Annotated in this window: 24 protein-coding genes; 19 read left to right on the top strand and 5 right to left on the bottom strand. The window is 72.0% G+C overall.

Translation table 11 applies throughout. The annotated features are described in order from the left end of the window. Window positions 1-39 precede the first annotated feature (39 nt). Window positions 40-486 (top strand): hypothetical protein, encoded by a 447-nt coding sequence (locus ACWD6P_RS01340; protein ID WP_451441900.1) that lies wholly within the window; start codon window positions 40-42, stop codon window positions 484-486. 161 nt (window positions 487-647) lie between these two features. On the opposite strand, the gene ACWD6P_RS01335 is transcribed toward ACWD6P_RS01340, so the two are convergent. Beyond that, complete coding sequence (locus ACWD6P_RS01335; RefSeq protein WP_451441899.1) at window positions 648-2123, bottom strand: hypothetical protein; 1476 nt, start codon at window positions 2121-2123, stop codon at window positions 648-650. A gap of 1 nt (window position 2124) precedes the next feature. Then, entirely contained in the window at window positions 2125-2490 is a 366-nt protein-coding gene (gene cutA / locus ACWD6P_RS01330; protein ID WP_451441898.1) for a divalent-cation tolerance protein CutA, read from the bottom strand. A gap of 254 nt (window positions 2491-2744) precedes the next feature. Here cutA and ACWD6P_RS01325 point away from each other — a divergent pair, with 254 nt between their 5' ends. The 3 genes from ACWD6P_RS01325 to ACWD6P_RS01315 all read left to right on the top strand — a co-directional run bounded on the left by ACWD6P_RS01325 (window position 2745) and on the right by ACWD6P_RS01315 (window position 4737). After that, entirely contained in the window at window positions 2745-3110 is a 366-nt protein-coding gene (locus ACWD6P_RS01325) for a cupin (RefSeq protein ID WP_451441897.1), read from the top strand. Window positions 3111-3265: 155 nt separating this feature from the next. Continuing rightward, a complete protein-coding gene (locus ACWD6P_RS01320; RefSeq protein ID WP_451441896.1) occupies window positions 3266-4126 on the top strand; it encodes a class I SAM-dependent methyltransferase in 861 nt (286 codons plus the stop codon). A gap of 107 nt (window positions 4127-4233) precedes the next feature. Continuing rightward, window positions 4234-4737, top strand: coding sequence for a MarR family transcriptional regulator (locus tag ACWD6P_RS01315; protein WP_451441895.1), 504 nt, complete (start codon window positions 4234-4236; stop codon window positions 4735-4737). 32 nt (window positions 4738-4769) lie between these two features. On the opposite strand, the gene ACWD6P_RS01310 is transcribed toward ACWD6P_RS01315, so the two are convergent. Then, entirely contained in the window at window positions 4770-5558 is a 789-nt protein-coding gene (locus ACWD6P_RS01310; RefSeq protein WP_451441894.1) for a sulfite exporter TauE/SafE family protein, read from the bottom strand. A gap of 42 nt (window positions 5559-5600) precedes the next feature. Between ACWD6P_RS01310 and ACWD6P_RS01305 the strand changes: the two genes are divergently transcribed. Further along, window positions 5601-6503 (top strand): aldo/keto reductase, encoded by a 903-nt coding sequence (locus ACWD6P_RS01305; RefSeq protein ID WP_451441893.1) that lies wholly within the window; start codon window positions 5601-5603, stop codon window positions 6501-6503. On the opposite strand, the gene ACWD6P_RS01300 is transcribed toward ACWD6P_RS01305, so the two are convergent. Then, entirely contained in the window at window positions 6500-6781 is a 282-nt protein-coding gene (locus ACWD6P_RS01300) for a hypothetical protein (RefSeq protein WP_451441892.1), read from the bottom strand. The two genes, ACWD6P_RS01305 and ACWD6P_RS01300, sit on opposite strands and share 4 nt — an antisense overlap. Before the next feature lie 159 nt (window positions 6782-6940). Between ACWD6P_RS01300 and ACWD6P_RS01295 the strand changes: the two genes are divergently transcribed. The 12 genes from ACWD6P_RS01295 (at window position 6941) to ACWD6P_RS01240 (ending at window position 19198) form a co-directional block, all read left to right on the top strand. After that, on the top strand, window positions 6941-7771 hold the full coding sequence (locus tag ACWD6P_RS01295) for a helix-turn-helix domain-containing protein (protein WP_451441891.1): 831 nt from the start codon (window positions 6941-6943) through the stop codon (window positions 7769-7771). Next, a complete protein-coding gene (locus ACWD6P_RS01290; protein ID WP_451441890.1) occupies window positions 7768-8187 on the top strand; it encodes a DUF397 domain-containing protein in 420 nt (139 codons plus the stop codon). The genes ACWD6P_RS01295 and ACWD6P_RS01290 overlap by 4 nt, the downstream gene beginning before the upstream one ends. A gap of 11 nt (window positions 8188-8198) precedes the next feature. Further along, a complete protein-coding gene (locus ACWD6P_RS01285) occupies window positions 8199-9389 on the top strand; it encodes a M20 metallopeptidase family protein (protein WP_451441889.1) in 1191 nt (396 codons plus the stop codon). A gap of 231 nt (window positions 9390-9620) precedes the next feature. Further along, window positions 9621-10019 (top strand): hypothetical protein, encoded by a 399-nt coding sequence (locus ACWD6P_RS01280; protein WP_451441888.1) that lies wholly within the window; start codon window positions 9621-9623, stop codon window positions 10017-10019. Between the two features lie 113 nt (window positions 10020-10132). After that, window positions 10133-11359 (top strand): sensor histidine kinase, encoded by a 1227-nt coding sequence (locus tag ACWD6P_RS01275; RefSeq protein ID WP_451441887.1) that lies wholly within the window; start codon window positions 10133-10135, stop codon window positions 11357-11359. Next, window positions 11347-11997: a response regulator transcription factor gene (locus tag ACWD6P_RS01270; RefSeq protein WP_451441886.1), complete on the top strand. Its 651-nt coding sequence runs from the start codon at window positions 11347-11349 to the stop codon at window positions 11995-11997. The genes ACWD6P_RS01275 and ACWD6P_RS01270 overlap by 13 nt, the downstream gene beginning before the upstream one ends. A 97-nt stretch (window positions 11998-12094) precedes the next feature. Beyond that, complete coding sequence (locus ACWD6P_RS01265; RefSeq protein ID WP_451441885.1) at window positions 12095-14143, top strand: glycoside hydrolase; 2049 nt, start codon at window positions 12095-12097, stop codon at window positions 14141-14143. Between the two features lie 182 nt (window positions 14144-14325). Beyond that, complete coding sequence (gene nirB / locus ACWD6P_RS01260) at window positions 14326-16944, top strand: nitrite reductase large subunit NirB (protein WP_451441884.1); 2619 nt, start codon at window positions 14326-14328, stop codon at window positions 16942-16944. Continuing rightward, complete coding sequence (gene nirD / locus ACWD6P_RS01255) at window positions 16944-17399, top strand: nitrite reductase small subunit NirD (RefSeq protein WP_451441883.1); 456 nt, start codon at window positions 16944-16946, stop codon at window positions 17397-17399. Before nirB ends, nirD begins: the two co-directional genes overlap by 1 nt. A 77-nt stretch (window positions 17400-17476) precedes the next feature. Further along, entirely contained in the window at window positions 17477-17959 is a 483-nt protein-coding gene (locus ACWD6P_RS01250) for an SRPBCC family protein (protein ID WP_451441882.1), read from the top strand. Then, complete coding sequence (locus ACWD6P_RS01245) at window positions 17956-18300, top strand: ArsR/SmtB family transcription factor (RefSeq protein WP_451441881.1); 345 nt, start codon at window positions 17956-17958, stop codon at window positions 18298-18300. Before ACWD6P_RS01250 ends, ACWD6P_RS01245 begins: the two co-directional genes overlap by 4 nt. A 211-nt stretch (window positions 18301-18511) precedes the next feature. Then, the gene (locus ACWD6P_RS01240; RefSeq protein WP_451441880.1) at window positions 18512-19198 is read left to right on the top strand and encodes an RDD family protein; all 687 of its coding nucleotides are present in this window, start codon (window positions 18512-18514) and stop codon (window positions 19196-19198) included. 111 nt (window positions 19199-19309) lie between these two features. Here the strand turns inward: ACWD6P_RS01240 and ACWD6P_RS01235 are convergent, their stop codons facing one another. Then, a complete protein-coding gene (locus tag ACWD6P_RS01235) occupies window positions 19310-19822 on the bottom strand; it encodes a hypothetical protein (protein WP_451441879.1) in 513 nt (170 codons plus the stop codon). A 563-nt stretch (window positions 19823-20385) separates the two neighbouring features. Between ACWD6P_RS01235 and ACWD6P_RS01230 the strand changes: the two genes are divergently transcribed. Both ACWD6P_RS01230 and ACWD6P_RS01225 read left to right on the top strand, forming a co-directional pair. Further along, a complete protein-coding gene (locus ACWD6P_RS01230; protein WP_451441878.1) occupies window positions 20386-22329 on the top strand; it encodes an APC family permease in 1944 nt (647 codons plus the stop codon). A 39-nt stretch (window positions 22330-22368) separates the two neighbouring features. Continuing rightward, entirely contained in the window at window positions 22369-23184 is an 816-nt protein-coding gene (locus tag ACWD6P_RS01225; RefSeq protein WP_451441877.1) for a maleylpyruvate isomerase family mycothiol-dependent enzyme, read from the top strand. Window positions 23185-23274: the final 90 nt, after the last annotated feature.

The following is a 23274-nucleotide window of genomic DNA, read 5'->3' as shown; positions in this document are numbered from 1 at the left end:
CAGAAGCTCCAGAAAGGAAAAGCAGTGAAATCCACACGCATGTTGACGTCGGGAGCCGCCGTTCTGGCTTCCGCCGCCGCGCTCCTGACCCTGGGTCAGTCCTCCGCAACGGCAGCCGGTGTCACGTCGGCGGGCTCCGGCGTCCCGTGGACGGCCACATACGGCACGGCCACGGCGTCGGGCACCAGGTCGGTGCAGTCCGGCGACGGCTCGATGTTCTCCAAGCTCGTCATCAAGGGCGACTTCAAGAACACCGGCAAGGACTGCTATTCGGTGTGGACCCAGTGGACTCACGACCTGGCCCCCGGGCCGCCCATCAAGCGGGCGACGCTGTGCGGCAAGGGCACCCAGGCGGTCGACCTGTCCCTGGGCAGCTACACCTTCACCACCACCGGCTCGGTCTTCATATGCCGCGGTGACAAGGACACCAAGGACTGCGGCGAGCGGGAGTCGCTGACCAGCTGGCCCGTCAACCCCACCAGCTGACCGGTCCGGCCCCCGTCCGCGAGCACGCGGGAAGGAGGGGCCACAACGCTGTGGGCCCGGAAGAAATTCCGAGCCCACAGCGGCCTTCCGGGCCCAAAGCGTTCTTCCGGGTTGCCGCCGCGCGCGACGGCAACCCCCGGCTCATGCCGGTGTCCCGTACCTCACCCCCGCGCCGCGCGGGTGAAGAGGCTGAGGATCTTGCCCGAGAAGTACGGGCTGTAGGAGATCCGGTCGTGGTCCGGTCCCTTGGGGCCGCCTCCGTTGAGGCCGCCGATCACGCCGATGACCTTGCCGGTCCCGGTCTCCTCGTCGAAGTCGGTGAGCCAGGGGCTGCCCGAGGTCCCGCCGGAGAACCCGCCGCAGTCCATGCGCAGTTGGCTGGTGCCGGTCAGCCGGGTGGTGCGGGCGGTGCAGCGTACGGCGCGGTCCGCCGGGTCGTGGCGGACCTTGGGGTAGCCGATGACGGTGACGTCGTTGGTGTAACCGGGCGTCGGCGTGAGGATGTTGCCGCCGGTGACCTCTTCGAGGGAGCGGCCGTCCTCGGCGGGCGCGACGGTGGCGAAGGCGAAGTCGAGGTCGGCCTTGCCGCCGGTGGTGCCGCGGTCGGGGTAGGCGAAGGACTTCTTGATCGCCCAGACACCGTACGGCTGGGTCTCCGCGCCGGAACGGTACTGCGGGACGAACGCGGCACGGGTGCCCAGCTTGCAGTGCCCGGCAGTGAGGATCAGATTGCGGCGCGGGCTGTGCACCACGCTGGCCGTGCAGTGGTGGGCGCGGGCATCCCCGTCGACGGAGAACAGCACGCCGACCGACGCGACACCGTCGAAGTGCTCTGCGGTGGGCGGGAGTTTGGCCGCGTCGGAGCCGCCGGGCCGGTCCGGCGCGGCGGCCCCGGGCAGGGGCGTGGGCGCCTGGTCCGGCGTGTCGCCGCCGGGCGCGGCCGTGGGCGCCTGACTCGCCGTGCCGTTGCCGGGCGACGTGGTGGGCGCCTGCCCCGTGGCATCCGTACCGGGTGAGGCGGTGGGGGCCCCGCCCGGGGCGTCCGTTCCGGACGGAGCCGTGGGCGCCTGGCCCGGCGTGTCGGCGCCGGACGGGGCGGTGGGCGCCTGCCCCGGCGTGTCGCCGCCGGGCGCCGCGGACGACGACTGGCCGGAGGTGTCCCCTGCGGGCGGGGCAGCGGACGAGGCCCCCGGCTCCCCTGGCGTGTCCTCCCCGGACGGGTCCGGCGACGAACCGTCCGAGGTGTCGCCCTCGGCCGGTGCGGCGGCGGCCATCCGCTCCGGCGTCCAGAAGGCGGTGGCATCCCGGTTGCTCCACGCGGAGTCCGGGGCGGGGCTCGGCTGACCGCCGTCCCGTGTGCCGTCGGCCGCCGCATTGCCGACGGGCGCGGTCGCCAGACACATCGCCACGCCGAGCGCGGCGCTCGCAGCCCGCCCCCAGCGCCGCCGGGTACGCCGCCCGGACTCGCCCGGCTCCGTACCGCCCGACGCCACCCGGTCGTCCGCTACCGCGCCATCACCCGCTACCGCGCCATCGCCCGGTGCCGCGTCGCCGCCTGACGCCGCGCCGCCGCCCGCTGCCACACCGTTGTTCCGTGCCGCACCGTTGTTCCGTGCCACACCGTTGTTCCGTGCCACGTCAGCTCGTCTCCTCTGCGACCCACGACAGATAGCCGTTGCCACCGCGGGTGATCGGGGTGGCGATGATCTCGGGGGTGTCGTAGTCGTGCGCCTGGAGGAGGTAGCCCTCCAACTCCGCATAGCGCGCCTGTGCCGTCTTGAACAGGACCTGCCACTCCCGGCCGGTCTCCACCGCGCCGTCCCAGCGGTACACCGAGATCACCGGCGCGCTGATCTGCGCACAGGCGGCGACCCTGGCCTCGATCGCACCGCGCGCCAGCCGCTCGGCCTTCTCCTCGCTGTCGGTGGTCGTCATGACGGTCAGGAACCCGGCGCCCGGCCCGGCCGGGCCGGGTGGTTCGCTCAGGGGTGTGGGGTCGGCCACGGTGGCGCATCCTTCGCAGTGGGGGGACAGGGAACGCCGGGGCGTGTCACGGGGAACGCCCCCGGCCCGCATCGTACGGACCGCGATGATCATCGCGTAAGTGACGGGGCCCGCCCCGCACGGTATGCACCCGGACGCCCCGGACGCCCGGGGCCGGATTCCCCGGTTGCGTACGCCCGCGCAACGGCAACGATGGAGAGGAAGCCCGCAACGGCACCGCCGAGCCTCGATCACGGACGCGAAAGGGCAGCATCATGGACGACCTCGCCGCGCTCACCCGCTACCAGCTCGACGATGCCAAGGCCTCCCCGCACGGGCGCAGCGCCCATCTCTTCCTGCACGACGGACCTCTTCGGCAGACCGTGATCGCACTGATCGCTGGCGCCACGCTGAGCGAGCACCACACGCCGCCGGCCGCGAGCCTGCAAGTCCTGCACGGCCGGGTCCGGCTGACCGGGCCCGGCGGCGGCCTGGAGCTGAAGGCGGGTCAGGTCGCCGCGATCCCCCACGAGCGGCACGGGTTGCGGGCCCTTGAGGACTCGGCGGTGCTGCTGACGGCCGTCACGGAGGTGCCGGCGCGGGCCCCCGGAGTGGTCACGGCGGCGGCGGTCCGGGGATAGCCGGGCAGCCGAGGCGAACGGGGTAGCCAAGGCAGCGGCGGTAGCTAAGGCAGCCGGGGTAGCCGGGCAACCGCCCCGACCAGCGACTTTCGCGTGCCCACGATGATCGACTTTCGAGTATTCACATTTTTCTGAACCTTATGTAGTCTCTAAGCATGACCAGCCCGAGTGCCATTCCGAGTGCCATTCCGAGTGCCAGCCCCAGCGCAAACCCCAAGGTCCAGCTGACCGGAGCGCAGGAGACCCTGCTCGCCACGCTCTACGGCCGCGCCGCGGACAGCCGCTCCAAGCGGCCGATCCTCGGCGACGCCACGGCCGCCGACGCCGTCCAGCGGCTCGACTACGACTTCCGGAAGATGCGCCTGAGCGCCGGCGACGCGGCCGGAGTCGCGCTGCGCGCCCGGCAGTTGGACGCCTGGACTGCGGACTTCCTCACCCGCCACGACGAGGCGACCGTGGTGCACATGGGCTGCGGCCTCGACACCCGCGTCCACCGGCTCGACCCGGGCCCCGGGGTGCGCTGGTTCGACATCGACTTCCCCGAGGTCATCGAGCTGCGCCAGCAGCTCTATCCGGAGCGCGCGGGGTACACGATGATCCCGTCGTCGGTGACCGACCCGGCCTGGGTGGCGCAGATCCCGGCGGACCGGCCGGCGATCATCGTGGCCGAAGGGCTGCTGATGTACCTGACCAAGGAGGACGGTACGGCGCTGCTGCGGCGGCTGATGGCCCATGTGCCCGGCGGTGAGCTGGCCTTCGACGCCTTCAGCCCGTTCGCCATCCGTACGCAGTGGACCAACAGGTCCGTCGTCAAGGCCGGCGCCCGGCTGCACTGGGGCACCGACACCGACGGGATCGCCGCCCTGAGCCCGGAGCTGGAGATCGTCGAGAACGTCAGCGCCCTGGAGGTACCGGGCATCGACATGCTGCCGACGGCCTACCGGCTCGCCGCCCGGGCCTCGGCGAAGCTGCCCAAGATGCGGGACATGGCGCGGATGTACCTCTGCCGGTTCTGAGGGCCGGGGCACGCTCCGGCCCGCATCGGAGCCCTTGACCTCAAGTTAACTTCCGGTTCTACGGTGCTCGTATCTCGTATCGGCAATCACCCGAAGGAGCCGCGCACATGACGACCACTCACACCCACCCCTCCGACACCCACCCCTCCGACACCCACCTCTCCGACGCCCAGCTCGCCGCGCAGCCCGCCGCGTACTGGACCGGAGTGGCCTACGAGTCCGTCATCGCGTTCGTCCGGGCCCGCCAGGCGGAGCTCGGCTTCAGCCAGCCCCAGTACTGGCTGCTGCGCAACCTGTCGAAGCACGACATCTCGCCGGACGGCCAGGGCATGACCCTCCCCGAGCTCCAGCAGGCCATGAGCACCTATCTCCGGCCCGAGGACGATCTGACAGCCGAGTCGGAGATCCTGCTGGAGCGCGGCTGGCTCACCCGCGACGCCGCGGGGCGGCTGTGGATCACCGAGGCGGGGGACGAGGCGCGGGCGGACCTCAAGCGGCATGCACCGGCCATCCGCGACCGCGTCCACCAGGGCATCGACGACGCCGACTACGTCACCGCCCTGAAGGTGCTCCGGCAGATGATCCGGAACACCGGCGGCCCCCTCGCCTAGGGCCTGCCCCTCAGACCGCTAGGGCCTGTCCCTCAGACCGCCAGCCACTGGTCGTACGCCAGCTTGCACAGCAGGGCGACGACCACGACCACCAGCACCCCACGGACGAAGCCGGCGCCGCGCTTGAGGGCCATCTTCGCCCCGACCATCCCACCGACGAGATTGAACAGCGCGAGCAGCGCACCGAGTTGCCACAGCACGGTGCCCTGGATCGCGAACATCGTCAGCGCGCCGACGTTGGTGCAGACGTTCACGACCTTGGCGGTGGCGGACGAGGTGACCAGGTCCATGTGCAGCACGGCGGCGAGCGCGATGACGAGGAACGCACCGGTCCCGGGCCCGATCAGGCCGTCGTAGAAGCCGATGCCCAGCCCGGCGAAGAGGACGGCCGCCAGCACCCGCCGCCGGGTGACCGGTCCCGACGGCGCGGGGGCGGTCCCGAAGGCCGGGCGGAAGAGGATGAACGCGAGTACCGCCAGCAGCACTGCCATGATCAGCGGGCGCAGCACCTCGCTGTTGATCCCGGCCGCGAAGAACGCCCCGGCCAGCGAGCCGGCGACCGCGGCGAGGCCGATGCGCAGCGCGGTGCGCAGATCGATCGGGGCCTTGCGGACGTAGGTGACCGCGGCGGCGGCGGTGCCCACGATGGCGGTGGATTTGTTGGTGCCCAGTACATAGGCGGCGGGCGTGTGCGGAAGGCCGACCAGCAGGGCGGGGAGCAGCAGCAGCCCCCCGCCGCCGACCACGGCGTCGATCCAGCCCGCCGCGAGCGCGGCCAGGCACAGCAGGGTCAGGGTGAAGAGCGATATGTCAGGGGGCACCGGGAGATCTTACGAACCACGCGCCGCACTAGGCTCACGAATATGAACGCCGAGGCTGCCGAGACCGCTGACACCTTCGACTTCGACGCATGCTTCGCCATCGGCGGGGAACTGCCGGTGCGGCGACTGGGGTTCGGGACCGGCGGTCTCGTCGGGCCGGGCTACTGGGGGCCGCGGCACGACGATCCGCAGCACGCCGTCGCACTGCTGCGGCGGGCCGTGGAACGCGGGGTCACGCTGATCGACACCGCCGACAACTACGGTCCGGACGTGGCCGAGGAGCTGGTGGCGCGCGCCCTGCATCCGTACCCGGAGGGGCTGGTGATCGCCACGAAGGGCGGGGTGGTGCGGACCGGTCCGGACCTCTGGCACATCGCCGGGCGCCCGGAGCGGCTGCGCGCCATGTGCGAGGCGAGCCTGCGCCGACTGCGTACCGACACCATCGACCTCTACCAGCTGCACCGACTGGACCCCGAGGTGCCGATGGCCGACCAGCTGGGCGCGCTGCAAGAGCTCCAGCGGGAGGGCAAGATCCGGCACATCGGGCTGGACTCCGTCGGTGCCGCGGAACTGCGGCAGGCGCAGGAGCTGGCCCCCATCGCGTCCGTCCAGAACCGCTACAACCTGCTGGACCGCACCTCGGAGGACGTACTGGAGCTGTGCGAGGCGCGGGGTACGGCCTTCCTGCCGTGGTTCCCGCTGGGCAATGGCGCGTTGACGGACGGCGCGGGTGAGGAGCGGGGTGCGGCGATGGGTGAGGCGCTCGACGCGGTCGCCGCCCGGCACGGGGCGAGCACCGGGCAGATCGCGCTGTCCTGGCTGCTGCACCGCTCCCCCGTCCTGCTGCCCACCCCCGGTACGGGGTCGCCCGCGCACCTCGACGAGAACCTGGCGGCGGCCGGAATCGCGCTGACGGAGGAGGACTTGGCGCAGCTGGGCGGTTAGGAGCGGGGTGTGCGGCGGCTCTTCGCGATGCGGTGCACCTGGACGAGCGCGTCGGTCAACTCGACGGCCAGCAGGTGGATTTCACCGGAGGTCCACCTCCGCCCCTTGAGGACGCGCCGCGCCTCGCCGATGAGCTCGACGGCCAGTTCGAGCTGGGCCTCTTCGATGTTGTCGGCGATCCGGGACACGTACCCGGTCCCGTCACCCACGAGCAGGCAGCGCTTGCCCTCGGGGCTCGTCCACGGCAGGAGCCGTGCGGTGTCCGTTGCGTCGGTCATGGGCCAGTCTCCTGGGGTTCGCTTCGGGTAACCGGATGTAGTCATTCGGTCACACGAGGAACGCAACTGCCAATAGAATTGGACTGCTTGAACCTGAAGGTTCAAGTCGTCGGCTTGCCGTGTTTGCGCTGCCCATTCACATGACGAGAGGTCAGGGCGTTGGACGAGACCAGCACATCCGAGCACTTGAATCCGCTTCAGCGCTTCGGCCGTGACGTCAGACAAGTACGTCTGGCCCGCAAGCTCACACAGAAGCACCTGGGCAGGGCCACGGGCTACTCCGAGGGCTACGTCAGCAAGGTCGAGTCCGGGACGCTGCTCCCCAGGCCCAGCCAGAAGTTCGCCAAGGGCTGCGACACCGTCTTCGGCACGGGCGAGTTATTCGCCGGGCTGCTGCGAAGGATCGATGACGGAGATCACCCGAGTTGGTTCGTCCCGTACCTCAACTTGGAGCGAAAGGCGTCGCGGATCCTGACGTACCAGACGAACCTCGTAGCAGGCATGGTCCAGACGGAGGATTACGCGCGGTCCGTCTTCCGCGTATCCAACCCTCGGGCCAGTGCGGAGGCGATCGAGGACAAGGTCGCCGCAAGGCTACGGCGGCGTGAGGTGTTCGAGCGGGACAGTCCGCCGTTGCTGTGGGTAATCCTTCACGAAGCGTGCCTGCGGAGCGTCGTCGGTGGCCCCGAGGTCATGGCCGGGCAGCTTGACTACCTGCTGGAGGCAGCCGCATCACCGCACCTGGAACTCCAGGTCATGCCGTTCACGGTGGGCGTTCCGGCCACATCCACGATGCCCTTCATCGTGTTGCGCTTCCCCAACTCCCCCACGGTGCTTTACACGGAGACCCGGGTAGGGGCCCGGATGCACGACTCCGCACAAATGGTCGACGCCGCTCTGGATGACTACGATCTGCTCAGGGCGAATGCGTTGTCCCCGGACGAATCGCTGACCGCGATCAAGACTCTGCTGAAGGAGTACAGAACGTGATCCCCGACTTGGATCTGGCAGCCGCCGAGTGGGTCAAGTCTTCCTACAGCGAGGGGAACGGCGGGGACTGCGTCGAATTCACCCGCGACTTCGCCTGGGTCAAGTCGTCGTACAGCGAGGGCAACGGCGGGGCCTGCCTCGAGTTCACCCGCGATCTCGCCTGGGTCAAGTCGTCCCACAGCGACGCCAACGGCGGGGACTGCGTCGAATTCACCCGCGACCTCGCCTGGGTCAAGTCGTCCCACAGCGACGGCAGCGGCGGCCAATGCCTCGAATTCTCCCCCGCCCTCACCCACGCCCACGGCCTCATCCCTGTCCGTGACAGCAAGAACCCGGACGGCCCGGCGCTCATTTTTCCCGCGGGTGGGTGGAATGCATTCGTCACGGCGATCAAGCGCGGGGAGTTCCCCGCCTGAAGGGAGCACCTGTGAACCTCCGCGACGATGCCCGCGGCCTCTCCGACGACCTCGTACGGATGCGCCGCTCGCTGCACCGGATTCCCGAGACCGGGCTCACCCTCCCCCGTACGCAGGAGGCGGTGCTGGCCGAGCTGGACGGCCTGCCGTTGGAGGTCAGCACCGGCGAGGGGCTCAGCTCCGTCACCGCGGTGCTGCGCGGCGGGCGGCCCGGTCCGGTCGTGCTGCTGCGGGGGGACATGGACGCGCTGCCGGTCGCCGAACGCACCGGCCTGGGCTTCGCCGCCGACAACGGCCGGATGCACGCCTGCGGCCATGACCTGCACACCACGATGCTCGCCGGTGCGGCCAAGCTGCTCAGCGCGCACCGTGAGCGGCTGGCGGGCGATGTGCTGTTCATGTTCCAGCCGGGCGAGGAGGGCTACGACGGCGCGCGGCACATGCTGGACGAGGGGCTGCTGGACGCGGCGGGGCAGCGGCCGGCGGCGGCGTATGCGCTGCATGTGCTGTCGGCCGGTATGCCCCGCGGGCTCTTCGGGACGCGTGGCGGTCCGGCGCTGGCCGCGTCCAATGTGCTGCGGGTGACCGTAAAGGGCGAGGGCGGGCACGGCTCGATGCCGCACCGGGCCAAGGACCCGGTGCAGGCGGCCTGTGCGATGGTGACCGCGCTGCAGACGTGGATCACCCGCACCTTCGATGTCTTCGACCCGGTGATCCTGACCGTGGGCGTCTTCCACGCGGGTACCAAGCAGAACGTCATCCCGGAGACCGCCGTCTTCGAGGCGACCGTCCGCAGCTTCTCGGACGCAGCCCAGGCGCGGGTCAAGGACGGCACGGTGGAGGTGTGCCGGGGCATCGCGGCGGCTTACGGGGTGGGGGTGGACGCGGACTTCGCGGAGGTGTACCCGGTGACCGTCAACGACCACACGGAGGCGGACTTCGCGGCGGACGCGGTCCGCGAGGTGCTGGGCGAGGAGCGGTTCGCGCCGATGACGCAGCCGCTGGCCGGCGCGGAGGACTTCTCCCGCGTGCTGGCCGAGGTACCGGGCGCGATGATCCTGCTCGGCGCCCCGCCGGCCGGTGCCGACCACGAGCGCAGCCCCAACAACCATTCGCCGCTCGCCGAGTTCGACGATGCGGTGCTGGCGGACGGCGCGACCATGTACGCGGAGCTGGCGACGCGACGGCTGAGCAGGGCGTGAAGCCGGGAGGTGCGTGGGCGCCCGGCCCGGGGTCTGCATCGCGGGTGTCGCTCCCTCCCTGTGCCGCGGTTCCTCCCGTGAATGCCTCACGGGTGGGGCTGCTGACGCCTTGCGGGTAGGTCTGCGTGGTGCGGTGCCGCGGTGTTACTGCGGCACCGTCCCGGGCCCCGGCCGGGCACCGCCGCGCGAATTTCCCATGCCGGACAAGTCCCCATCGGTCGCCGGTGGTGCGTGCAACTGCTCGTCGACGACCGCCCGGGGGCGTTCCACGCGGTGGGGCCCGCCGAGCCGACGACGCTCGGTGGGCTCGTCGAGACCTGTGCCCGGGTGGCGGGCACGGAGGTCGAGATCGTCCGGGTGTCCGACGACGACCTGCCGCGGTTCTTCCCGCTGGTACGTCCCGATTGGTCGACCCAGCAGCGCAGTTCGGCCCGCGCCCGGGCGGCGGGCATGCCGGCGACCCCGCTGGAGGTGACCGCGGCCGACGTCCTGGCCTGGGACGTCGAGCGCGGCGAACCGCCGTTGCGGGACGGGTTCACGGACGAGGAGGAGCGGGCGCGGCTGTCGCGGGCGGCAGGCGGGACACCGGACGACCCGCCGAGCGGGAAGGCAGACGGAACGTCTTGTTGATGAGTCAGGCCCCGCCTGTAGGGAACGGCCGGGGCGCGCCCCTTCTCCCCGGCGGCGGGAGGTACAGGTAGCTGTAGTGCGCGGGGGACTTCGCGTGGCGGACACTGATCCACATGCGAGAACGACAGAGACATGTGGGACACGGCAGCTGGTACCTGTTGGTCGGCCTGCCCACGGCGATGGTGTCGATGCTCATACTGCCGCTGTTGGTCGTGGGCGCGATCCTCTCCGGTCTGACGGCGTTGCCCGTGCTGATGAGGGCCCTGCGAAGCTGGTCGGAGTGGCACCGGCGCCGGGCCGCCGCACTGCTCGGCATCGACATACGCCCGCGCCCCACCGAACTGCCCAAGGGACTGGGCGCACAGTGGCGCCATCTGCTCGACGACACCGAGAATCGCCGCGACCTGCGCTGGGTCCTGCGGCATGTCGTCACCGGCCTCCCCGCCGGCCTGGCGGCGCTCGCCTGTGTCGCAAGCTCCGTGTTCAGTGTGGCCGCGGCCCTGCTGTGGCAGCTGTTCCCGGAGGAGGAGCCGCTGCGTCTGCTCGGCGCGGTGCCGGTGACCGACTGGGGCACCGCCCTCGCTCTCGGCGTCGTACAGGGTGTCGGCGCCGGCGCCCTGACCTGGTGGGCCATGCCTCATCTGGCCCGGATGCATGCGCGCAGCACCGTCGCCGCGCTGGAGCCGTCGGCAGCGGACCGGCTTGCCGAGCGCGTCGGTGAGCTGACCGACAGCCGTGCCGGAGTCCTCGATGCCCACGGTGCCGAACTGAGCCGTATCGAACGCGATCTGCACGACGGCACCCAGGCCCGCCTGGTCGCCATCGCGATGCGTCTCGGCCTGGCCCGGGAGGAGCTGCCCGACGACTCGGGGGCCCTTGCCAAGCTCCTCCAGGAGGCCCATGAGGGCGCCGAGGAGGCAATGACGGAGCTGCGCGAGGTGATCCGCACGATGTATCCGCCGATCCTCGCCGACCGGGGCCTGGAAGGCGCGGTGTCCGCGGTCGTGGCCGGCGCGGGCATCCCCGCGGAGGTGGAGCTCGGCGAACTGGGCAGGCTTCCCGCGGCCGTCGAGGCCGCCGCCTACTTCATCGTGGCCGAGACCCTCACCAACGCGGCCAAGCACAGTGGCGCGACCCGGGTCACCGTACGGCTGACCCGGCAGGACGCGGCCCTCCTGGTCGAGGTCGCCGACGACGGACTCGGCGGTGTGGACGAGACCCTCGGCTCCGGCGTCATCGGGATCCGCCGCCGTGCGGCCGCACTCGACGGAACCGTGCTCGTCAGCAGCCCGGCCGGCGGACCCACCGCGGTCACGGTGGAGTTGCCGTGCGCGTCGTGATCGCCGAGGACAATGTGCTCCTCTCGTCGGGTCTGGAACTGATCCTCGGCACCAAGGGGATCGAGGTCGCCGCGGTGGTGACGGACTCGCCGGGCCTGCTGGCGGCGGTCGCGGAGCACGCCCCGGACGCGGTGATCGTGGACATCAGGCTGCCGCCCTCGTTCCGCGACGAGGGCATCAGGGCCGCGCTCCGACTCCGCCGGGAGCGCCCCGGCCTGCCCGTACTGGTCCTGTCCCAGTACGTCGAGAAGGTCTACGCCCGTGAGCTCCTGACCGACGGGACCGGAAGCGTCGGATATCTGCTCAAAGACCGGGTGAGCCGGGTCGGTGAGTTCGTGGACGCGCTGCGGCGGGTGGCGGCGGGCGGTACGGCAATGGACCCCGAGGTGATCACGCAGTTGCTGGCGGGGCCGGGCGGGCACGCCGTCGACGCGCTGAGTCCACGCGAGCGCGAGGTGCTCACCTTGATGGCCCAGGGACTCGGCAACGCGGAGCTGGGCAGACGGCTGTTCATCACGGACAACGCGGTGCAGAAGCACATCGGCAACATCTTCATGAAGCTCGGACTGCCGGCCACCGACGGCGGACACCGCCGGGTCCTGGCGGTCCTCAGCTACCTGGACAGCGTCGCCGGCTGACCACAGCGGGCCCTCATGAGACGGGTTCTCAGCCAGTTTCCGGAAGCCTCTTACGTGTTCTTAGAAGCCTCTTAAACGCCGGGACTATCCAGTCCCCATGACACCCGACGTTCCCCACTCTCCCAACTCCCCCAAGACGACCGGCCGTAGGCGCCCCAACGCCGCCACCCGCGCGCTGGCCACCTCCCTCGCGCTCACCGCGACCGCCCTCGGCGTCGCCGGATGTGACAGCGCCGCCGCCGGCACCCTGAAGGGCAGCCGCCTCGAACTGCCCGTCGGCGGCGGTAGCGCCGTCATCGACACCGACTCCCTCGCGGTGACCGCGCGCACCGGCGACGGGCGGCGGATGGTGCTGTCCGAGGCGGCCGGTGCGGCCGGCGGCGGGCTCGGCAAACCGGGGCCGGTGACGCGCACGGCCCACGGAGCGCGCTGGAGCTACCCCGCCAAGGGGCTGAGCGTGACGGCCGGTGCGGAGCGCGGGCGGCTGCGGATCAGGCTGCGGGCGGACCGCGACGGGTCGGTCGGCTGGCCGGTGACCGGCACCGACCGGGCCGCCTCCGCCGTGCAGTTGCCGCGCGGTGAGGGCCTGGACATCCCCGTAGGGGACACGTTCTGGAACTCGGCACCGGAGAAGGGCGGCCTGGCGGGGAGCACCGTGGATGTCGGCGGTGAACTCTCGCTTCCCCTGTGGGGCTACTCCATGGGCGGGGCGGGCGGCTCCGGTGCCGCCCGGCACGGCGTCAGCTACCTCACCCCCACCGACCTCGGCACCTCACTGCGCTTCACCTCCGCCGGGGGCCGGCTGCGCGCCACCGCCACGCACGCCTTCGACGCCGGTGAGGGCACCCGCGACTACGAGGTGAGCTTCGCCCTCACCGACGGCAGTCCGGTCGCCCCCGCCGCCGACTACCGCTCCTACCTCTCCCAGCACGGCCGGCTGGGCAGCCTGCACCGGAAGATCCGGCAGAACCCGGCCACCGCGAAGCTGCTGGGGGCGTTTCACGCGTATGTGTGGGGCGACGCCCGGACCGCGGCGGGCGTCGACAGGCTCAAGCGGCTCGGTGTGGACCGGATGTGGCTCGGTTACGACGCCGGGCCGGGCCCGATGAACGCCGCGGCGGTGCGGGCCGCCAAGAAGGCCGGCTATCTCGTCGGCCCGTACGACACCTTCGCCAACGGGCAGGACCCCAAGAGCGCCGACAGTCCGACGTCGGCCTGGCCGGGCCGGGTCTACCCGGACTTCTGTGTGCGCAAGGCGGACGGCAGTGCGCAGACCGGCTTCGGGGGCCGCGGCTGCTATCTCAGCTCGTGGGCCTTCGAGAAGGCCGAGCCCACCCGGCACTACCTCGCCGACCGCACCCGCTCGATGATCGCCAACGGTGCGGACAGCTACTTCCTCGACGTCGACGCGACGGGTGAGCTCTTCCGCGACCACGGGGCGGGACATGAGATGACCAAGGCGGGGGACCGCGAGATGCGCCTCGCCCGTATGGAGCGGCTGTCGAAGGACCTCGTCCTCGGCTCGGAGTCCGCCCAGGCCTGGGCGAACGAGGTGCTGGCGTACAACCACGGCTCGGGCACCCCGGTCGCCGACGGGCTGTGGAAGCTGGAGCGGGACAAGGAGAACTGGGGCGGCTACTTCCCGGAGAAGGCCCCGAAGGCCTTCTTCAAGCCGGTGCGGCTGCCCGCGGAGGTGGCCAAGGCCATGTACGACCCGAAGTACCGCGTCCCGCTGTACGAGACCGCGCTGCACGGCTCCCTGGTCAACGTCGAGCGCTGGGAGCTGTCGTACGAGAAGCTGCCGGACCAGCAGACCACCCGGGCGCTGCTGGCGATGCTCTACAACACCCCGCTCAACCACGTCCTCGACGGTCCGACGCTGACCCGCAACGGCCCGCGGCTCGCCGCGCTGCAGAAGTACTTCTCGCCGCTGCACCGCGCCGCGGGCACCGAGCGGATGACGTCCTTCCGGTGGCTGACCGGCGACCGCACCGTGCAGCGCACGGTCTTCGGCGACGGCACGCTGACCGTCACCGCGAACTTCGGCACCCGGGCGCACGAGGGGCTGCCGGGCGGCTGTGTCGATGCCAGGCTGCGTACGGACGAGGCGCCGCGCCGGCTGTGCCCGGCGAGCCTGGGCGGCTGATCCGGGCGGGATTGACGGGCCGGGGTGACGGGCCGGGGCAGGCGGCGCCTCATACGGCGGCGGGGCGCCGGCCGGGGCGGGCGGCGCCTCACACGGCGGCGGGGCGCGCACTGAGGGCAGCGTTCCGCCCGGGAAACAGAGCAGATGCGGGCGGGTAACAGCCGGGCCGCACGCTGACGAGCATGACCACCACGCACCCGCACCCCGACGCCGCACCAGGCACCACACCGACGATCGTCCTCGTAGGCCACGGCATGGTCGGCCAGCGCTTCCTTGAGGAGCTGGCCGACCGCGGGGTCACCGAGCGCGCACGGGTGGTCGTTCTGTGTGAGGAGCCCCGCCCGGCATACGACCGGGTCCAGCTGACGTCGTACTTCGCCGGCCGGTCCGCCGAGGAACTGAGCGTCACCGAGCCGGACTTCATGGCCCGGCACGGCATCGAGCTGCACCTCGGCGACCCGGCCACCGCCGTCGACCGCGCCACCCGCACGGTCACCGCCCGCTCCGGGCTGACCGTGCGCTACGACACCCTGGTGCTGGCCACCGGCTCGTATCCGTTCGTGCCGCCGGTGCCCGGCAAGGACAGCGCGGGCTGCTTCGTCTACCGCACCATCGAGGACCTGCTGGCCATCGAGGAGTACGCCAAGAACTCCCGCACCGGTGTGGTGGTCGGCGGCGGGCTGCTCGGTCTGGAGGCGGCCGGTGCGCTCAAGGGGCTCGGGCTGCGTACCCACATCGTGGAGTTCGCGCCGCGGCTGATGGCGCTCCAGGTCGACGAGGGCGGCGGCCGCGCGCTGCGCCGCACCGTCGAGGAGATGGGCCTGGAGGTGCACACCGGCGTCGGCGGCAAGGAGATCGTCGCGGACGCCTCGGGCGCGGTGACCGCCATGGGGCTGTCCGACGACTCCCGTATAGAGACCGACCTGGTCGTCTTCTCCGCCGGGGTCCGGCCCCGCGACCAGCTCGCCCGGGAGTGCGGGCTGCCGGTCGGCGAGCGGGGCGGCATCGTCATCGACGAGCAGTGCCGCACCGACGACCGGGCGGTGTATGCGATCGGCGAGTGCGCGCTGGCCGCCGACGGCCGGGTGTACGGACTGGTCGCGCCGGGCTACGACATGGCCCGGGTGGCGGCCGAGGGGATCGCCGCCGGACTCGACGAGGGCGACGGGGGCGACGGGGGCTCCGGGCAGCTCGCCGGCTTCACCGGCGCGGACCTGTCCACCAAGCTCAAGCTGCTCGGTGTCGACGTGGCCTCGTTCGGCGATGCGCACGGCGCCGCCGACGGCTGCCTGGACGTGGTGTACTCCGACGCCCGCAGCGGCGTCTACAAGAAGCTGGTGATCGGCGCCGGCGGCGAGCTGCTGGGCGGTGTGCTGGTCGGTGACGCCGAGTCGTACGGCATGCTGCGGCCGCTGACCGGCACCGTTCCCCCGCTGGCGCCCGAGCAGCTGGTGCTGCCGGCCGGAGCGGGCGCACCCGCCGCGCTCGGCCCGGACGCGCTGCCCGGTGACGCGGTGATCTGCAGCTGCCACAACGTCACCAAGGACGCCATCCAGGCCTGCGAGACGCTCCCCGAGGTGAAGAAGTGCACCAAGGCGGGCACGGGGTGCGGCAGTTGCGTCAAGGTGATCGGCAAACTGCTGCCGGACAGCGGCGACCAGAGCCTGTGCGCCTGCTTCCCGCACACCCGCGCCGAGCTGTACGAGATCGTCCGGGTCCGCCGGATCTCCTCCTACGCCGAGCTGCTCGACGCGCACGGCCGGCAGGAGGCGCGCGGCGGCGAGGGCTGTGAGATCTGCAAGCCGGCGGTCGGCTCGGTCATCGCCTCCCTCGCGCCGGCGGTCGGCGCCGACGGCTATGTCCTCCAGGGCGAGCAGGCCGCCCTGCAGGACACCAACGACCACTTCCTCGCCAACCTCCAGAAGAACGGGTCCTACTCGATCGTCCCGCGCATCCCGGGCGGCGAGATCACCCCGGAGAAGCTGATCGTGATCGGCGAAGTGGCGCGCGACTTCGGCCTCTACACGAAGATCACCGGCGGTCAGCGGATCGACCTGTTCGGCGCCCGGGTCGATCAACTGCCCCGCATCTGGGCACGGTTGGTGGACGCGGGCTTCGAGTCGGGACATGCGTACGGGAAGGCGCTGCGCACCGTGAAGTCGTGCGTCGGCGAGACCTGGTGCCGCTACGGCGTGCAGGACTCGGTCCGTATGGCCATCGATCTGGAGCTGCGCTACCGGGGGCTGCGCGCCCCGCACAAGCTGAAGTCCGCGGTCTCGGGCTGTGCGCGGGAGTGCGCGGAGGCCCAGTCGAAGGACTTCGGTGTGATCGCCACGGCGAACGGCTGGAACCTGTACGTCGGCGGCAACGGCGGGGCCACCCCGCGCCATGCCGACCTGCTCGCCCAGGACCTCAGCGACGCCGAACTGATCCGGCTGATCGACCGCTTCCTGATGTTCTACATCCGCACCGCCGACCGCCTGGAGCGCACCTCCACCTGGCTGGAGCGGATCGAGGGCGGCCTCGACCACGTACGCGATGTCGTCGTCCACGACTCCCTCGGACTGTGCGACGAACTGGAGGCCCTGATGGCCGCCCATGTCACCCACTACCGCGACGAATGGGCCGAGACCCTCGCCGACCCCGAGCGGCTGGCCCGCTTCGTCTCCTTCGTCAACGCACCCGACGCCCCGGACCCGTCGGTCCGCTTCGTACCGGAGCGCGACCAGGTCAAGCCGGACCTGACGCTGCTGGCCGGGCCGACCTTGGCCGTCCGCACCCTGGAAGGGACTTCCGCCTGATGACCACCGCCACCGCACCCACCACCGCTGCTCCCACCGCCGCTACTCCCACCACCGCGCCCGGTGCCGACGCCACGGCTGTCGACGCCGCGGCCACCGCCACGGCCACGGCCACGGTCACGGCCACCGTGGAGATCCACTGCCCGCAGGACGGCTGGCTCGCGGTCTGCTCGCTGGGCGACCTCACGCCGGGGCGCGGGGTGGCCGCCCTCCTGACGGACGGGGCGCAGGCCGCGCTCTTCCTGGACCGCGCCGGCCGGGTCCACGCGATCGGCAACCAGGACCCGTTCACCGGCGCCCAGGTCCTCTCCCGGGGCCTGACGGGCTCGGCCGCGGGCCGCCCGTTCGTGGCATCGCCGCTGCTCAAGCAGCGTTTCGACCTGGCGACGGGCGAGTGCCTGGACGATCCGGAGGTGTCCGTTCCGGCGTACCGCGTACGGGTGCGCAACCTGTAGGTTGCACCTCGCTGGCCCACGTGCAACCATGAGGTAGCACGTAAGACGCAGCGCAGGAGTCCGACAGGAGGCACCCCATGAGCACCGGCAGCAACAACACCGGCGAGGACCGCAACCGCATCGAGCGGGAGATCAGCATCGCCGCACCCGTCGAACGGGTCTGGGCGGTGCTGACCGAGCCCGAGCACGTCGGTTCGTGGTTCGGACAGGGCGAGCCGACCCCGGTCGACCTCCGGCCGGGCGGCATCATGCACCTCGATCACGGCGAGTACGGCCAGTTCCCGACCACCATCGTGAAGGTCGACCCGCCGCACTACTTCTCGTACCGCTGGGCCAGCGCGTACCCCGGCGAGGTGGCGGTGGAGGGCAACTCCACCCTCGTCGAGTTCACCCTCACACCGGAGGGCGACGGCACCCGGCTGCGCGTCGTGGAGACCGGCTTCGAGGAGATCGCCATCCCCGAGGAGCGCCTGGGCACCGCCGGCTACGAGAGCCACTCCGAAGGCTGGTCCGGCCAGGCCGAGAACATCAAGCAGTACGCGGAGCGGCTCGCGGCATGACGACGGACGAAGGGCCGGACGCGGGCGCGGACGCCGTGGCGGAGGTGTTCGCCGCGCTGGCGGATCCGACCCGGCGGCGGATACTCGACGCCCTCGCCGCGCACGGCGAGGCGACCGCCACGGTGCTGGCGGCGGAGCTGCCGGTCAGCCGCCAGGCCATCGTCAAACACCTGGGCATCCTGGACCGGGCCGGTCTGGTCGTCGGCCACCGGGAGGGACGCGAGGCCCGCTACCGGGTCGTTCCGGAGCGGCTCGGGGTCACCGCCCGGTGGATGGACCGACTGGCCGCCGCCTGGGACACCCGACTGTCGGCCATCAAGCGTCTGGCCGAAGGGGACTGATGACCGAAGGGGACTGAGCACCGCCGGGAGGGCCGAGGTCACGCTCCTCAAGTCCTGCCCCCACGGGCCCACTTACGGCCCACTTGAAGGCCTGCTTCTCAAGTCCGGGTCCCAGGGCGGGTCCGGCGCGCGGCCGGGCCCGGCCGCAGCCGTCGGCCACAGCCCCGGGCGCGCCGACGCGGACCCGCGCGACATGGAAAGATCCGGACTCATGTACGAGCAGCAGCCCGGCGGCCAGCAACAGCCCCCTCAGCAGTACCCGAACCCCTATCAGGGGGCACAGCACCCGTACCAGGGAGCGCAGCACCCGCAGCAGGGACCGCAGCACCCCTATCAGGGAGCTCAACACCCGTACCAGGGAGCGCAGCACCCACATCAGGGACCGCAGCATCCACACCAGGCGCCGCAGCACCCGTACCAGCAGCAGCCTGGCCCGTACCAGCAGCAGCCGCCGGTGGCCGCCGCCCCGCACGTCCCCCGTGAGGCCAACGACATGCGGCGGCTCGGCGCCGTCCTCCTCGACGGGCTGCTCGCCCTGACCGCCGCGCTCATCGCGATGCGCGCCACCGAGCGCGCCGGTCTGCCGGACATGCAGGTCTTCTACGCCACCGTCGGCGCCTGCTTCGGGCTCTCGTTCCTCAATCACGTCCTGCTGACGCGCATCGGCGGTGCGAGCATCGGCAAGTTCGCCGTCCGCACCCGCGTTATCCGCGAAACGGACGCCAGCCGTCCGCGGCTGCCGCGGCTGTTCCGCAGGTGGCTGGGCGGCTATCTCTTCGTGTTGGTCTGGATCATCGCCGCCTTCTTCGACATGGCGGAAGGCCCCGACGACTTCTGCGGCATCCGCCTGGTCCGCTTCCGCGATCTGCGGGGAGCCGGTTCGGCGCCCGGTCGCTGACGCTGACGCTGACGGGGTTTCAGGCGGGCTCGGAGGGGTTCGGGCCGGGGTTCGGGCCGGGCCAACTGCCGGGCCCCGCCCGGACGGTGGTCACCCCAGCCCGGGCGGTGGTCACCCCAGCCCGGACGCCTCGAACACCGCCCGCGCACCGTCACGATCGATCCGCTCCGCCAGCGCCTGCAGCGGTGCCGCACCACAGCGCAGCAGCCCGCGCTCGCGGGAGCGGCTCACGCCCTGTTCGAGGCGGTGCCACAGCAGCGGGTTCGCGGTGAGCACCTTGGGGTCCAGCTCCACCCGGCCACCCAGGGCGTCGCGCAGTACCAGGCGCGGGGCGACCCCGTCGCTGCGGCGGACGAGGACGAGCAGATCGGTGTGGACCGTGTGGGTGCGCAGCAGTCCGCGGCAGGCCAGCCAGTGCTCGCCGGCGGTCACCCGTGGCGGGCAGAGGACCGCGAACAGCACCAGCGCGACGGCCGTCCAGCAAAGAGCGCGCCAGGGACCGAGCGTCCCGTTGGCGAGGTCGACCAGCAGCATGACGGTGAACAGCCCGGCCGTGCACCAGAGCGCGGCCCGCAGCTCGGGCAGCCAGTTCCGGTCCCGGGCCGGCTCACCGCGACGCACCACCGGTGGAGGGATCGCCGACCGGACGCTCCGTCGCCCGGCCCCCGGTGCCGTCCTTCCCGCCGCGGCCCTTCCCGCCGCGGCCCTTCCCAGCGCCATCCGTCCCGTCGCATGTGTCTCACCCGTCCCTCCCGCACCGCCCCCGCCGTCCCCTCCACCCCCGCCGTCCCCGTCGTCCCCGTCGTCCTTCGTGAAATCGGGCCTCAGGCCACGTCGCCGTCCCATGGGTTCGACGCTAGGGCGGCCGGGCAGGGCGACCGGGGGCGTTTGCACGGCGCTGACGCGGTCCCCGCGAACCTTGACGCAGCGATGACGCGACGTTGACGCGGACGCCGAAAAGCGGCCACTGCGCGCGCGAAAACCGGCCGCACACCGCGGCGGCGCGGTCACGGGCCGCCCACCTCTCCGTCAAGAACCCGTGAAGAACACCCTTTCGCCCGCCAAGGGACCGCCAAGGACCGCGGACGACCGCCGTCACGCCCCGCACGCTGGGCTGGTCCAGCACACCGCACCCCAGTGCCGTACGGAGATACGGCCCCGGTGCCGTACGGAGGTTACGACGAAAGATGTCGACGGTGTCCCAGCCCGACGGGCGGCCCGAGGAACCGCCGGATACCGCCACCGGCGCGGTCACCACCCGGCCCGGCGGCTCCCCTCCCGGCGGCTCCCGCCCCGCCACCACCGGCCCCGGCAGCGGCCCGGCCTCCGAGCCCGACGCCCGCCACCGCCTCACCGCCCTGCAGGGTCTGGCCGCCCTGTCGCTCGACGCCATGGCGTCGGTCGCCTACGGCCCCGAGTCGATCGTGCTGGTCCTGGCCGCGGCGGGCGGCTACGGCCTCGGCTTCACGCTGCCCGTCACGCTCGCCATCGCCGCACTGCTCGCCGTCCTGGTCGCCTCCTACCGCCAGGTGATCGCCGCCTACCCCAACGGCGGCGGCTCCTACGCGGTCGCCCGCACCCACCTCGGCCGCCGTACCGCCCTGGTCGCCGCGGCCTCGCTCATCCTCGACTACGTCCTCAACGTCGCCGTCTCGGTGACCGCCGGAGTGGCGGCGCTGACGTCCGCCTTCCCCGCGCTCTACGCGGACCGCGTGTGGATCTGCCTGGCGGTCCTCGTCCTGATCACCGGTATCAACCTGCGCGGGATCGTCGACTCGGCGAAGGCGTTCATCGTGCCCACCGCGGTCTTCATCGGCGCCATCCTGGCGATGGTCGTCGTCGGCCTCTTCCGCGATGCGCCCGCCTCCACCGTCACCGCCGACGGACATGCCTCGGTCCTCGCCGACAACGCCACCACGGTCGGCGCCCTGCTGCTGCTCAAGGCGTTCGCGTCCGGCTGCTCGGCGCTGACCGGTGTCGAGGCGGTCGCGAACGCGGTGCCGGCCTTCCGCGCCCCGGCCGCCAAACGCGCCCAGCGCACCGAGGTCGCGCTCGGCGCCCTGCTCGGCGTGATGCTGATCGGCCTGTCCGTCCTCATCGGCCGCTTCCACCTCCAGCCCGTCGAGGGCGTCACCGTCCTCGCCCAGCTGGCGGACGCCTCGCTCGGCCACAACTGGGCGTTCTACGTCGTCCAGTTCGCCACCATGGTGCTGCTCGCGCTGGCCGCGAACACCTCCTTCGGCGGCCTGCCCGTCCTGATGAGCCTGCTCGCCCGTGACAACTACCTGCCGCACGTCTTCGCCCTGAAGGCGGACCGCCAGGTCCACCGCCACGGTGTGCTGGCCCTCGCCGCCGTCGCCGCGGCCCTCCTGGTCTTCTCCGGCGGCGACGTCAACACCCTCGTCCCGCTCTTCGCCATCGGCGTCTTCGTCGGCTTCACCATCTGCCAGGTCGGCATGGTCCGGCACTGGCGCCTCGAACGCTCGCCGGGCTGGCGCGGCAAGGCCCTGCTGAACGGTTTCGGCGCGCTGCTCACCGGTGTCTCGGCCGTCGTCGTGACCGCCACGAAGTTCACCGAGGGCGCCTGGCTCATCGTCATCGCGCTGCCCCTGCTGGTCCTCGTCTTCGAGGCGGTGCACCGCGCCTACGCCCGGATCGGCGAGCGCCTGGGCCTGGGCCGGGTGCCCGAGCCGCCGCGCCGCGCCCGCTCCCTGGTGATCGTTCCCGTATCGCATCTGTCGCGGCTGACCTGTGAGGCGCTGAACGCGGCGGTGTCCCTGGGCGACGAGGTCGTGGCGGTCACCGTCACCTGCGGCACCCCCGAGGACCGCCCGGCCGCCGAGGCGCTGCGCCGCGACTGGGAGCTGTGGAACCCCGGCGTGGAACTCCTCGAACTGCCCTCCGCCACCCGCTCCATAGGCCGCCCGATAGCCGACTACGTCACCGACCTGGCGGCCCACCGGCCCGGCACCCGGATCACCGTCCTGATCCCGGAGGCCGAACCCGCCCACCTGTGGCAGCGCCTGCTGCAGAACCAGCGCGGCGCGGTCGTCGCCCACGCGATCCGCCGGGACACCGACGCGGTCATCTGCCGGCTGCGGTTCCGTCTGGAGGCGGCGCCCCGCATGTAGGAGCGGCTGTTTGTCGGTGGTGCGCCCTACCGTGAGGTCATGGACGCCACGACGGGTTACGACGCCACCATGGACTACGACGCACACTGCGCCGAGATCGTCGCTCAGGCCGGACTGCTGAGCTCCGCTCTCGGCACCGGCACGGATCTGACCGCGTCCGTGCCCTCCTGCCCCGACTGGAACCTCGCCCAGCTGCTCCGGCATCTGGGCGAGACCCATCGCTGGGTCGAGGAGATCGTCCGGACCCGGGCGACCGAGCCCCCGCCCGACACCGCGCTCCGCGTCCTGCCGCGCGAGCCCGCCCGCACACCGCAGGAGTTCGCCGGCTGGCTCACCGAAGGCGCCGAACGCCTCGCCCGCACCCTGCGCGCCACCGGCCCCGACGTCCGGATCTGGACCCCGCTCCCGTCCGGCGGCCCGGCCTTCTTCGCCCGCCGCATGGCCCACGAAACGGTCGTTCACCGGGCCGACGCGGCCCTGACCCTCGGTACGGCCTTCACCGTCGAGCAGCGGGTCGCCGTCGACGCCCTCGACGAGTGGATGGAACTGGGCTCGCTCCCGGAGATGTTCGACTACCACCCCGACCGGCGCGAACTGCTCGGCCCCGGCCGCACCCTGCACTTTCACGCCACGGACACCCCGCCCGAGGCGGCCGCCGACTGGCTCGTCGACCTCACGGGCGACGCCCTGGCCTGGCGCCGTGCACAGGAACCGGCCGCCGTCTCGGTCAGCGCCCCGCTGACCGACCTCCTGCTGCTCATCTACGGCCGGCGCCCCGCCGACGAGGAGACCTTCGAGGTCGCCGGCGATGCTGACCTGCTGGAATTCTGGCTGGCGCGGGTGCTCTTCGGATAGGCACGGGGGTGCTCTTCGGATAGGCACGTGGGCGCCCGGCACCCGCGCTCCCCATGACCGGCGCTCGGCGTCGCCGGCCGTCGGCCCGTA

The organism is Streptomyces sp. NPDC002446 (assembly GCF_053595675.1).
Note: the sequence above shows the minus strand (reverse complement) of the source record. Positions and strands in the feature narration are given on the sequence as shown.